A 12,857-nucleotide genomic window follows, 5' to 3' on the forward strand; every position below is an offset into this window, starting at 1 on the left:
GTATATAAATTTAATTATTCATTGTGTTAAATAATAGATATGTTTTTATTGTACTCTCCATTTCATGAACCAGCGTTCATTGAAGGTCAGTCCCAGCTTGATGACGAAACGGTCTTCCGACAACATTCTGCTGATGGACGGGCTCACGCGGACATATTGTCCTGTGATGCTCAGCATGGTATGTTTCTGGAACAGGTAAAGCGGGAATCCGAATCCGGCACTTACACCATATTCACTGGGGCCTTCTCCTGTCGGCAGGTTATTCAGGTAAGGTGTCGAATAGTAGGCTCCTACCCGATATCGGATGCGTCCCAGATAATTTCTGGAAAGCAGGTTGGGAGTGTATTCGGCTCCTACGGCTACTTTGGAGCGATCCTGATAGTAGAGACCTTCCGTATTGTTATATTTGGCTTTCGACCACTGTTGCAGGGTATAGTCAGCACCGATGGTCAGTTTCTGCTTATGTGTGAAAGTCAGTCCGGCACCGAAAGTATGCGGAATGCCGTATCCGTTATATTCCTCCCGTTCATTGACTACATTGTAGCTGTCGGAAGTGCTGCTGGATGTATTGTCGGCAGTAACCTGAATACCCTTGACTTCTGTTGAATTCATGTTGTGTCCCAGTCCGTAAACCAGTCCGATGGTCAGTGAATTGTCTTTGTTGAACGGTTGGGTATATTGTAGTCCGAAACTTACATTGTAGCTTTTTACCGACAGATTGTTGTAAGTAATGGTCTGGTCTCCGCGGTTACTGAAGCTGGCTGCGGTCTGGTAATTGATATCACCGTACAAGTAACCCGCATTGGCACCGATGGAAAGATTGTCCAGAATCTTGAAACCAAGTCCTCCGAAAATCTGCTGCAAACCGCCTTCTCCATAAAAGACATTCGTGATTGTCACGTCACTGCCTTCAATGGAACTGGTCTTTCCGAATTTGTAGCCCACGGTTGAGTAAGGAGTAAATCCGAATGCGATACCCAGTCGCGGATGCAGACGGAACTGCATGGCAACATAATCGAAGCTGGAATTTTTAGCATTGGAATTGATGCCTCCCTCCCGGTAGTTGGAGCTTTTGAGGCTCATGCCGATATCAAACATGAATGACAGTGAGTCAACAGACGAATATGAGGCTGGGTTCATGGTGTTGATATTAAGACTGTTCCGCAAGCCATAGCCGATACCGCCCATAGCGGCATTATTGGCAAAGGCCTGATCCGACAGGTCTCCCAGTCCATATCTCGTATAAGGAGAGTTAGTGCTTGTCTGTGCGCAGACAGCTGCAGAGCCGGCGACAAACAGGGCGCTAATGAGTACTTTCTTACTTAACATTGTAATTCAATATTCTGTTTAAACCTTTCAATACTAAAAATCTATCTGCAAAGATGATACTTTTTAAGTTTGTATCAAAAGAAAATTTATCGCCGCCAGTTAAAAAAACAAAAAGGTCGGGATATTTCTTTTGCATCAGCTGGATATATCCTGTTATTTCGAACTCCATTCCTTTGATAACCCCAGCACGGATGGCAGTTTCTGTGTTGTAACCGAAGTCGGGGGTATCTCCGTTCCGTTCGATGAGCGGAAGTTTATCGCAGCAGGCGTTCAAAGCCTTGAAGCGGGTATAGATTCCCGGTGAGATATTGCCTCCCCAGTAACATCCGTCGGCATCAATGAATTCGTAGGTCAGGGCAGTTCCCGCGTCGATAACCAGCAGATTTTTCCCCGGAGCCAGGTAATTGGCTTCCACCACGGCTGCCAGCCGGTCCATGCCGAGGGTCTGCGGACTGCGGTATTTGTTTTGGATGGGCACCGGTGTCTGCCAGGTAAGCTCCAGCATCTGGAAGTGTAGCTTGGCCAGTTGCCTGCGTATGGTATTGCTCAAGGTGATTACCGAAGCAATGATTCCCCGTTCTATCGGATATTTGTTGCAGAGCATGGTGAGGCAGTCCAGAGAATGGTTGGAGCCACGCAGCACTTCCACGACTTCATCTCCGTCGAATACGGCAAGTTTGGCAACGGTATTACCTATATCTATTACTAAATTCACGTTCGTTCGTTTTTCTGCTGCAAAGTAACGTAAAAAATAAATAGGTTTAGTCATAAAAACGATTATTTATTTAGACTTTATAGATAAATACCTGTATTTTTGCACCCGAAACGGCCTTTTCTGGCTTCCAAAAGTGATATGAGTTTATGACAAAATCTATTAAAATGTGGCTTCTGGGGATTTTTTCCCTGTGTTTCCTGCTTCCTGTAAAGGCTCTCCAGCCGCAGGACAGTATCCGGTTCAGCCTGCTCACCTGTGCTCCGGGCAGTGAGATCTACGCACTGTTCGGTCATACGGCGTTGCGTTACCAGAATTTTTCAGACCAGACAGACCTGGTGTTCAATTACGGAATGTTCAGTTTCAATACTCCGCATTTTGTTTTCCGCTTTGTGAAAGGGGAGACAGACTACCAGCTGGGAATTACGCCCTATCCTTACTTTGAGTCGGAATATGCCTTGCGCGGTTCGTCGGTTTATGAACAGGAGCTGAATCTGACTCCGGCTGAGAAGTGGAAACTCCTTTCCCTGCTCGAAGAGAATTACCGCCCCGAGAACCGGGAGTACCGCTATAATTATTTCTATGATAATTGTACTACGCGTGCGCGCGACCAGATTGAGCGCAGCATTGACGGAACAGTAGTCTACCCGGAAGGGAAGGAAGGAAAGACCTTCCGCAGTATAGTCCATGAATTCACGGCTGGCTCTTCCTGGGATGAACTGGGCATTGATCTTTGTCTGGGAGCGGAAGCCGATAAGCCGATTGACAGCCGGCTTCAGATGTTTGCACCGTTTTATATGCGCGACTTTGCTGCACAGGCATACATCTTGCAGCCGGATGGCAGTCGCCGCCCCCTGGTTGTGAAAGAAACGAAGATTGTAGACGTTGTTCCTGAAGAAGCCGCTCCCTCTTTCCCCCTGTCACCGATGTTGTGTGCATCCTGTTTCCTGGCCCTGTTGGTACTGGTTGCCTGGTGGCAGTGGCGTATCGGTCGTATCTGGTGGGGCTGGGATCTTCTGCTTTTCGGTTTGCAGGGGCTTGCGGGATGCATCATCACCTTTCTGTTTTTCTTTTCCGTTCACCCGACGGTCGGCTCCAACTGGATGCTGATTCTGTTCAATCCTCTGCCGCTTTTGCTGCTTCCGTGGGGGATCCGGGGAGTGGTGAAAGGTAAAAAGGACTGGTTTTACCGGGTGAATTGCGTGTATTTAACACTTTTTATAACGATAATCCCCTTTTCACCACAAGAATTTAATTTAACAGTATTACCTTTGGCACTCGGTTTGCTGGTGAATTCAGTGAGCCATGTATTAGTATTGAAGAAAAGATATAAATGAAAGAACGCATACTGACATCTCTGATCACTGCATTTGTCCTGACAGGATTACAGGCACAGAACTCTTCGCAGACACCTAAGCTGGTGGTGGGACTGACCATCGACCAGTTGCGGTCCGACTACATCGAAGCTTTTTCGGCGATGTACGGCGAACGTGGATTCAAGCGTCTGCTGAAAGAGGGCAGGGTGTACTATAATGCGGAATACGACTTTTTCAATCTCGACCGCTCTTCGGCCGTAGCTTCCGTATATACGGGAACTACACCTTATTATAATGGTATCGTCGGCGACCGCTGGATGGACCGTAATTCATTGCGTATCGTCAAAAGTGTAGACGATCCCAACTTTATGGGTATTTACACTTCCGAAAGCACTTCTCCGCAACATTTGCTCGTGTCCACCCTTTCCGATGAACTGATGGTGGCTACACAAGGACGGGCTGAGGTCTATTCCATTGCGCCTACGCGTGAAATGGCCGTCATGGCAGCAGGACATGCAGCCAAAGGTGCTTTCTGGATCAACAGCGAAACCGGAAAGTGGAGCGGTACGACCTATTACGGATCGTTCCCGGAATGGGTTTCGGCCTATAATGACCGCGAAGGACTGGACTTCCGGATCAACAGTCTGGTGTGGGGACCTTATCTTCCGGTTACCTCCTACAAGTATGTCACAACAGAGGTGCCGCAAGTAACCTTCAAACATGATTTTTCAGACGAACGGCTGGACAAATACAAGAAATTCAAGACCAGCCCCTATGCCAACGATGAAGTAAACCGTCTGGTCAATGTCTTTCTGACCAATACGAATATCGGAAAAGACAATACGCCCGACCTGCTGACACTTTCCTATTATGCAGGCAACTATGCCCATAAGTCGAATACGGAATATGCCATGGAAATCCAGGATGCGTATGTACGTCTGGATAATACCCTGGGCGACCTGCTGGATCTGATTGACCGGAAGGTGGGACTGAACAATACCCTGATTTTCATTACTTCTACCGGTTATACGGATCCTGATCCCGCTGATCCTCCGCAATACCGCATTCCCAGCGGAGAGTTTCACATCAAGCGCTGTGCTGCCCTGCTGAACATGTACCTGATGGCCGTTTACGGTCAGGGACAGTACGTGGAGACATATTATGACCGTCAGATCTATCTGAACCATAAGCTGATTGAAGAAAAGAAACTGGATCTCACCGAGGTGATGAACCGTTCCTGCGACTTTGTCGTGCAGATGAGCGGCGTACGTTCGGCCTATTCTTCCCAGCGTATTCTGTTGGGAGCCTGGGATCCGCAGATCGAGAAGCTACGCAACAGTTTCAGCGCGAACTGCTCGGGCGACCTGTATATCGAGGTGATGCCCGGATGGTCTGTCATCAGCGAATATTCGAACACCCAGAAGGTGATCCGCGAAGCCTATCCTTCCGTACCTTTGATTTTCCTGGGTGCAGGTGTGAAACCTGAAATTCTCTATACTCCTGTCAAGATGGCTACTGTGGCTCCCACGGTGGCTCACTTCATGCGCATTCGTGCTCCGAATGCCGCTTCCGCTTCTCCTTTGACCGGAATTCGTAAATAATTTTCGGTCGTATGCCGCAGATACCTGTTTTTTGGTTATCTTTGTGCGGTTTCGTGAACAAACCTTTTTTACTTTTTGAAAATAATAAAAACAATAATACACAATGGGATTTAATGAATTTATAAGCAAGCTGTTCGGAAACAAGGCTACTCGTGACATGAAGGAAATTCAGCCGTGGGTGAACAAAGTGAAAGCAGTTTATCCGGAAATAGCTAAACTGAGCCACGATGAACTTCGTGCCAAGACGGAAGAGCTGAAAAAGCGTATCAAGGACTCTGCCGTTGAAGAGAACAAGAAAATCGAAGAGCTGAAAGCTTCCATCGAGTCTACCGAACTGGAAAAGCGTGAAGCTATCTTTGCACAGATCGATAAACTGGAAAAGGAAGTGCTTGACAAGTATGAGGTTGTGCTCAACGAAATCCTTCCCGAGGCTTTTGCCATCGTGAAAGATACGGCCCGCCGACTCTCTGAAAATGAAGAAATCGAAGTGACAGCTACCGAATTCGACCGTGAACTGGCTGCACAGGGACGCGACTTCGTACGCATTGAAGGCGACAAGGCGATCTGGAAGAATCACTGGAAAGCCGGCGGTAACGAAATGTCCTGGAACATGGTACACTATGATGTACAGCTCTTCGGTGGTGTCGTACTGCATCAGGGTAAGATTGCCGAAATGGCGACCGGTGAAGGTAAGACCCTCGTGGCAACCCTTCCGGTGTTCCTGAACGCACTGACCGGAAACGGTGTGCATGTGGTTACTGTCAACGACTATCTGGCTAAGCGTGACTCTGAATGGATGGGTCCTCTCTATATGTTCCATGGTCTGCGTGTGAACTGTATCGACAAGCATCAGCCCAACTCGGCAGCCCGTCGCCGTGCTTACATGGCCGACATCACTTTCGGTACGAACAATGAATTCGGTTTCGACTACCTGCGTGACAACATGGCCATCAGCCCGAAAGACCTGGTTCAGCGCAAGCATAACTATGCCATTGTCGATGAGGTCGACTCTGTATTGATCGACGATGCCCGTACTCCGCTGATCATTTCAGGTCCGGTACCCAAGGGCGACCAGCAGCTTTTCGAAGTGTTGCGTCCGCTGGTAGAACGTCTGGTTGAAGCACAGCGCAAACTGGCTACCCAGTATCTGGCCGATGCCAAGCGCCTGATTGCTTCCGATAAGAAAGAAGACGTGGAAGCCGGTTTCCTTTCTCTGTTCCGCAGCCACAAGGCTTTGCCGAAAAACAAGCCGCTGATCAAGTTCCTGAGTGAACCGGGTATCAAGGCCGGTATGCTGAAGACCGAGGAAATCTATATGGAGGCCAACAACAAGCGTATGCCGGAAGCCGTTGAGCCGTTGTATTTCGTGATCGACGAAAAACTCAAGAGCGTGGATCTGACTGATAAGGGTGTAGACCTGATCACCGGAAACTCACAGGATCCTACTCTGTTCGTATTGCCCGACATCGCTGCACAGCTGTCTGAACTGGAAAACCAGAAAGGACTGAGCGATGAAGAAAAGCTGGCCAAGAAAGACGAACTGCTGACCAATTATGCCATCAAGTCAGAACGTGTGCATACCATCAACCAGCTGTTGAAGGCATACACCATGTTCGAAAAAGATACAGACTACGTCGTAATGGACGGACAGGTGAAGATCGTAGACGAGCAGACCGGCCGTATCATGGACGGACGCCGCTGGAGCGACGGTCTCCATCAGGCTGTGGAAGCCAAGGAAGGTGTGAAGGTGGAAGCTGCCACACAGACCTTTGCAACGATTACACTTCAGAACTACTTCCGTATGTATCACAAGCTGTCCGGTATGACCGGTACTGCTGAAACGGAAGCCGGCGAATTCTGGGATATCTATAAACTGGATGTCGTAGTGATCCCGACCAACCGTCCGATTGCACGTATCGATATGAACGACCGTGTCTACAAGACCAAGCGTGAAAAGTACAAAGCTGTGATCGAAGAGGTAGAGAAGATGGTACAGGCCGGACGTCCGGTACTGGTAGGTACCACTTCCGTGGAAATCTCCGAAATGCTGAGCAAGATGCTTACCCTGCGTAAGATCCCTCACAACGTATTGAATGCGAAACTTCACCAGAAAGAAGCTGAGATCGTAGCCAAAGCCGGTCAGAGCAGTACGGTAACCATTGCCACCAACATGGCCGGTCGTGGTACCGATATCAAGCTGAGTCCGGAAGTGAAGGCAGCAGGTGGTCTGGCCATCATCGGTACGGAACGTCACGAATCCCGCCGTGTTGACCGTCAGCTGCGTGGTCGTGCCGGCCGTCAGGGAGACCCGGGTTCATCCGTATTCTTCGTATCTCTTGAAGATGACCTGATGCGTCTGTTCTCATCCGACCGTATTGCCAGCGTCATGGACAAGCTGGGCTTCAAGGAAGGCGAAATGATCGAACACAGCATGATTTCCAAATCCATTGAACGTGCCCAGAAGAAGGTGGAAGAAAACAACTTCGGTATCCGTAAGCGTCTGTTGGAATACGATGACGTGATGAACAAGCAGCGTACCGTGGTTTACACCAAACGCCGCCACGCCCTGATGGGAGAACGTATCGGTATGGATATCGTGAACATGATCGTTGACCGTTGCTACAATGCGCTGGAACAGCCGACTTACGAAGATGCCAAGATGGAAATCCTCCAGACACTGGCTATGGAAGCTCCTTTCACGGAAGAAGACTTCCGCAACCGCCGGAAAGACGAGCTGGCTGAGAAGACCTTCGAAGAAGCAATGGCACTCTTCAAACGCAAGACCGAACGCATGGCACAGATTGCCAATCCGGTTATCAAGCAGGTTTATGAGAACCAGGGACACATGTATGAAAACATCATGATCCCCATTACCGACGGCAAGCGCATGTATAACATTTCCGTCAACCTGAAGGAAGCATACGAAACCGAATCAAAGGCTATCGTAAAAGCATTCGAAAAGGCTATCCTGCTGCATACCATCGACGATGCATGGAAAGAAAACCTGCGCGAACTGGACGAACTGAAGCACTCTGTACAGAATGCCAGCTACGAACAGAAAGATCCGCTGTTGATCTTCAAGCTGGAATCTGTTACTCTGTTTGACAACATGGTGAGCAAGATCAACAACAATACCATTTCTGTCCTGATGCGCGGACAGATCCCGGTTCAGGAACCCCAGCAGGTACGTGAAGCTGCTCCCGAACCTTCCACTCCGCGCCAGCAGTACAAGGAAGAAAAAGCCAGCCTGACCGATGCATCCCAGCAGGAAGCAGCCGGACAGGATACCCGCGAGAAACAGAAACAGGAACCCTACCGTGCTGAAAAGACCGTAGGACGCAATGATCCCTGTCCTTGCGGAAGCGGACTGAAATACAAGAACTGTCACGGACGCGACCAGGCTGAATAATCCTGAGCTGAACGTCAGTTCCCTTTTACACACGCTCCGGCGTGTGTCCGGCGTGCCGGAGCGTGAATATCCATACGCTCCGGCACGTTTTCGTTTGTATATTTTCAAAATTTAACTCATACTTTATGGGGAATATGCTAATTTTGTTCCGTTAAAACGATGATTATGAAAAAGTATGCCTCTTTGTTGATCGGAATAGCCGGATGTGTGCTGGCATCCTGCAGTTCCGTCCAGTTTCTTTCTTTCGACCAGCTTTGTCCTGCCGATGTCAGTTTTCCCGAACAGTTGCGGAATGTAGCCGTGGTCAATAACATGCCTCCCATTCCTTCTCCCAAATCCGGAGTGCTGACCCTGGGACATCTGGAAGGCGACGGCAAGACCTCAGCCGAAGCACTGGCCGAGTCGCTGGCCGATACCCGTTATTTTGACCAGGTGATCATTTGCGATTCTGCCCTCCGTTCCGAAGGTAGTGCCGGCACTTCAAGCCTGTCAGCCCGTCAGGTGGAACAGCTGACGCGGGATCTGGGAGCCGATGCCATCTTTTCTTTCGACCGTGTGCAGATTGAAACCCGCAAGGAGGATGTTTTCTATCCGGAGTTTGGTGCCGTTCTGTCAGTGGCTCATGTGAAGCTTACCCCGCAGGTGCAGGTCTATGTTCCCGGACGTGACAAACCCCTGTTCACCCTGGTGAAGACCGACAGCCTGGGATGGGAGATCGACCCTACGGTTTCCGACAAGACTGTCATTCCGGAAGTATCTTCGTATGCCGCTTCCATCCTGACCGGCCATCTCGTGCCCCATTGGGTATCGGCCGACCGGATCTATTTCGACGGCGGATGTGCCGACATGCGCGATGCCGGAGTCAGTGTGCGTGAGGGAGACTGGAAAGCAGCCCAGGAACTGTGGACAAAGCTCTATGAAGCCAGCAAGAAAGGAAACCTCAAGATGAAATCTGCGTTCAATCTGGCCCTTTCCTATGAAATGCTGGGCGATATGAACCAGGCAGTATCGTGGCTGGAAAAGGCAAAAAGTCTGGTGAAGCCCGACTCTGACTATGCACAACTTGTCAGTTTCTACGACCGCCAGTTGCAGGAACGTCTGCGCCAATGGACCCAGCTGAACATCCAAATGCACCGTTTTGATAACAATTTCTGAAACTTTTCCTTGTACGAACGATTTTTTTTGTACATTTGAGAGAACAAATAAAGGAGAATAGTCTATGGATATATGTGAACAGTCACAGCTGGCCATCGTTTCCGCCCTGAAAGAAGCGATCGGACACTATGCCGCAGGGGAGAAAGATTCAGTCATAACAGATATTCATCTGCTGCCGCGGCAGGACAGCGGCGAGCTGGTTATCTTCGACGATGACGATGAAGAGCTGGCCCGTACCATTATTGATGAGTGGGTGGATTATGAGAGCGACGACTTCTATACCCAGGTGGAGCCGCTGCTTCGTTCGGCTGTCATGACGCTGAAAGATGAAGGTGCGCTCGACAAGCTTTGTCTGCTGAAGCCGTATTCTTTCGTGCTGGTGGACGATGAAAAGGAAACCGTAGCCGAACTGCTGCTGATGGATGAAGAAGAGACCATGCTGCTCAGTGACGAACTGCTGAAAGGGCTTGACGAGGAACTGGATACCTTCCTGAAGGAACTGTTGGAAAAATAAGCCTGAGTCCGTATGAATGAACGCATCACCTTTCGGAAGAACGAACACCTTCGGACGGTCAATCCCCGGTGGCGGGGCAATCCGTCGGTGGGGGGCAAGTTCTTTAACCGTCAGCACCGCTGGCGTCCGGGGGTGGGAAGTGTTCTGAAGTGGCGTTTCTCGCCGAATCCCCAGCGCAAGGAAAAGCGTCAGGTGAAATGGAATCCCCGGATTCATTACCTGCGTTCGCTGGATGCCGCAGTGGGCAACTGCCTGATCTGGCTGGGGCACAATTCTTTTTTTCTTCAGCTGGGAGGAAAACGTTTCATGATCGATCCGGTGTATGGCAGCATTCCGTTTGTCAAGCGCCGGAGTGAGTTTCCTGCCAGTCCTTCCATTTTTCGCGATATAGACTATCTGCTGATCAGTCACGACCATTTTGATCATCTCGACAAGCCCAGTGTGGCAAAGCTGGTTGCCGGCAATCCCCGGATGAAACTGTTCTGCGGCATTGGAACAGGCAGGCTGATTCAAGGATGGTTTCCCGGTCTGCAGGTAATCGAAGCGGCCTGGTATCAGCAGTATGCTGACGGCGGTCTGCGTCTTACGTTTCTTCCTGCCCAGCATTGGAGCAAGCGCGGTGTAAGAGACGGAGGCGAGCGTTTGTGGGGAGCCTTTATGATTGAAGCCGACCACATTACGATCTATAACAGTGGAGATACAGGCTATGCCCATCATTTCCGTGAACTGCCGGAACTCTTTCCCCATATCGACTATTGCATGATCGGTATTGGTGCCTATAAACCCCGTTGGTTTATGAAACCCAATCACATATCACCTTACGATGCACTGACTGCATCGGCCGACATGCATGCCCATGTAACGATTCCCATGCACTATGGCACCTTCGATTTGTCCGATGAACCCTTATTCGATCCGCCCCATGTGTTTCAGTCAGAAGCGAAGAAGCGCGGTCAGGACATTATTTTGCCCGAACTGGGAGAAATCATTAAATTGAAGCGGTTCTCATAAACGGACACAGTTATTGTGACCGCATCCCCATATTACACTCTTGATCTTTTTATCAACTTCCTATAGGAAATCAATTGATTTCCGGCAGACAGTCAATCGACTTCCATAAGGAAATCGATCGGCTTCCTGTTGGAATCCGTATAATACATGCAGAGCTTTCCGGTGCAGTTTACTTGAAACCGGATGCTGAATAAGACGATCCTGAAGGATCTGAATCTGAAAGTTTTCTGAGAAATATATATGTAAATATCTGAATATAAACAATCTGTCAGAATCTCAGATTTCTCTCAGAATACTCTGTTCTTAATTTCCTTACTTTTGTCAAAAGTAAAAAAAGATAGAAAACAATGAAAAGAAATGTGATTAAATTATTTGTATTCATTTCTGGCAAAGGCCAATGTGGAAGTACTGGAATATAATTCCCGTATTATGCATGTGCATGATATCATAGAGTAACCTTGCACAATGACGGAAACGGATCTTATCGTCTTGTCTTTCCTTTGGAATTAACTGACATGAACTGACATTTTGTAAATATAGATCCTTGTATTACAGTGCATTATGGTTTTATGCAAGTAGGTATTATAATTACTCCTTGCAAAAATAAGACTTCATTCTTAATTTTGTTGTGACAGAAATCCAAATGTATGAATATGAAAATCTCATCGTATTTGTTGACAGTCGTGGTGGGTGTGCTGCTTGCTCTCTTGTGTGGGTGTACAGCAGAGAAGAAGCCGGAAAGTGTGTCAGAGCTGTTTCCGGTTCCGATATCTTTAAGTTGTTCTGCGGAATCGTTTGTTCCGGAAGATTCTCTGGCTGTTGTGGAAGGGCTGGCTTGTTCCGGCCGGAATCTGGTGGTTTATGATCTGCAATCGGGTGAGAGTTATGTATTATTTGATGCCCTTAGCGGTGAATATATCACCCGTTTCGGAAGAATAGGGCAGGGGCCTGGCGAAATATCTTCGGGCAGTTACGGATGCCTGTCTGACGGACGTTTTGTCGTCTTTGATGATGCGACCAAAAATGTGACAGCCTATGATATGGATACTTTGCGTAACGGAGCCCGTCATAGTGGCTTTGTGTGGCGTCAGAGATATGATATCGGTGATGGCCAGCTTTCCCGTCTGGCTTTTCTGGGCAATGGCCTATTCTTTGGTGCAGGTTTGCTGGATTCTCATTACCAGTATATTCTGTTTGATTCAGACAATCATATTCATGATACAGCTGTTGAGGTGTATAATTCCGAAGATACATCTTTTGACAGGTATACTCGTTTTCTGTCGAATCAGGGTGACCTGGTAATGAACTGCTCCGGCAAGCGTCTTGCCTGTGCTCTGAATTTCTCTTCGAATATTGATTTTCTGGCTGTAGATGAAGGAAAGATTCGTCTGGTGAAGTCTCTTCGTCTGAAGAATCCTTTATATCTTCCGGAATCAAGTGGCGGTATATATAGTGCCAGTGTGACTCCTGAAAGTTTCTGGGGGTATATCAGTCTTTGCAGCACTGATAAATATGTGTATGCATTGTATTCGGACAAAAAGGTCATGGAGTCAGGCCGTTGTTCTTCCACGGTTCTTGTTTATGACTGGGATGGCAATCCAGTCCGTAGTTTTCAACTTGATGTACCGGCTTTCCATATAGCGGCTGATGAAACGGACAGCCGTCTGTTTGTTTCGTTAATGGATGAAGAGCATAATTGGAAGATAAGTGTTTATGATCTGAAATGATTTACTCTCATAAAATTATTTGTATCAGTATGAAAAAGCATATTTTCGTTTTATTGTCGGCAGTTCTTTTAGGAGGAATGTGC

At 48.3% G+C, this 12,857-nt stretch carries 9 protein-coding genes; 7 read left to right on the plus strand and 2 right to left on the minus strand.

The genetic code is table 11. The features are described from left to right. Positions 1-45: 45 nt before the first annotated feature. Positions 46-1,329, minus strand: coding sequence for a BamG family beta-barrel-assembly machinery protein (gene bamG / locus BACCOPRO_RS04440; RefSeq protein ID WP_008141344.1), 1,284 nt, complete (start codon positions 1,327-1,329; stop codon positions 46-48). Beyond that, a complete protein-coding gene (locus tag BACCOPRO_RS04445; RefSeq protein WP_040311172.1) occupies positions 1,319-2,044 on the minus strand; it encodes a type III pantothenate kinase in 726 nt (241 codons plus the stop codon). The genes bamG and BACCOPRO_RS04445 overlap by 11 nt, the downstream gene beginning before the upstream one ends. Before the next feature lie 146 nt (positions 2,045-2,190). Between BACCOPRO_RS04445 and lnb the strand changes: the two genes are divergently transcribed. The 7 genes from lnb to BACCOPRO_RS04480 all read left to right on the plus strand — a co-directional run bounded on the left by lnb (position 2,191) and on the right by BACCOPRO_RS04480 (position 12,774). Beyond that, complete coding sequence (lnb, locus tag BACCOPRO_RS04450) at positions 2,191-3,378, plus strand: lipoprotein N-acyltransferase Lnb (protein ID WP_008141348.1); 1,188 nt, start codon at positions 2,191-2,193, stop codon at positions 3,376-3,378. Further along, on the plus strand, positions 3,375-4,958 hold the full coding sequence (locus tag BACCOPRO_RS04455; RefSeq protein ID WP_008141349.1) for an alkaline phosphatase family protein: 1,584 nt from the start codon (positions 3,375-3,377) through the stop codon (positions 4,956-4,958). Before lnb ends, BACCOPRO_RS04455 begins: the two co-directional genes overlap by 4 nt. A gap of 103 nt (positions 4,959-5,061) precedes the next feature. Further along, positions 5,062-8,367, plus strand: coding sequence for a preprotein translocase subunit SecA (gene secA, locus BACCOPRO_RS04460; protein ID WP_008141352.1), 3,306 nt, complete (start codon positions 5,062-5,064; stop codon positions 8,365-8,367). Positions 8,368-8,532: 165 nt separating this feature from the next. Beyond that, on the plus strand, positions 8,533-9,522 hold the full coding sequence (locus tag BACCOPRO_RS04465; protein ID WP_022277368.1) for a DUF6340 family protein: 990 nt from the start codon (positions 8,533-8,535) through the stop codon (positions 9,520-9,522). Between the two features lie 64 nt (positions 9,523-9,586). After that, complete coding sequence (locus tag BACCOPRO_RS04470) at positions 9,587-10,036, plus strand: hypothetical protein (RefSeq protein WP_008141355.1); 450 nt, start codon at positions 9,587-9,589, stop codon at positions 10,034-10,036. A 12-nt stretch (positions 10,037-10,048) separates the two neighbouring features. After that, entirely contained in the window at positions 10,049-11,047 is a 999-nt protein-coding gene (locus BACCOPRO_RS04475; protein ID WP_008141356.1) for an MBL fold metallo-hydrolase, read from the plus strand. Positions 11,048-11,694: 647 nt separating this feature from the next. Continuing rightward, positions 11,695-12,774 (plus strand): BF3164 family lipoprotein, encoded by a 1,080-nt coding sequence (locus BACCOPRO_RS04480; protein ID WP_008141360.1) that lies wholly within the window; start codon positions 11,695-11,697, stop codon positions 12,772-12,774. The last annotated feature ends 83 nt before the right edge of the window (positions 12,775-12,857 follow it).

This window comes from Phocaeicola coprophilus DSM 18228 = JCM 13818, from assembly GCF_000157915.1.
GTDB classification, from domain to species: domain Bacteria; phylum Bacteroidota; class Bacteroidia; order Bacteroidales; family Bacteroidaceae; genus Phocaeicola; species Phocaeicola coprophilus.